General features: G+C 69.4%; 1 protein-coding gene. It reads left to right on the forward strand.

Annotation, left to right across the window (positions count from 1 at the left end; translation table 11 throughout):
- On the forward strand, positions 1-389 hold a 389-nt coding region (locus EN808_RS35260; RefSeq protein ID WP_135918225.1), incomplete at both ends, for a pyridoxal-phosphate dependent enzyme.

The following is a 389-nucleotide window of genomic DNA, read 5'->3' on the forward strand; positions in this document are numbered from 1 at the left end:
GGCGCCTTGGTCGCACTGTCGATATCTCGGGACTGCACGCGCCCGACGTCCAGGCGATTGCCGCCGGCATGACCTTCGCCTGCGCGACTGACGGCAATCATGGACGCTCGGTGGCGCAGGGCGCCAGCCTGGTGGGTGCGCGCTCCGTCATCTTCGTCCATTCGGGCGTCAGCAACGAACGCGTGGCCGCCATCGCCCGCTTCGGCGCCGAGATCGTGCGCGTCGCGGGCGACTACGACCAGTCGGTCAGGGAAGCCGCCCGCGTCGCCGCCGAGCGCGGCTGGACCGTCGTCTCCGACACATCCTGGCCGGGTTATGAGCGCATCCCGGGACTGGTGATGCAGGGCTATACCGTGATCGTGCGCGAAGCGCTGAAGCGCTTGCCCCAG

Origin of the sequence: Mesorhizobium sp. M8A.F.Ca.ET.165.01.1.1 (assembly GCF_004792065.1) — a bacterium.
GTDB lineage: Bacteria > Pseudomonadota > Alphaproteobacteria > Rhizobiales > Rhizobiaceae > Mesorhizobium.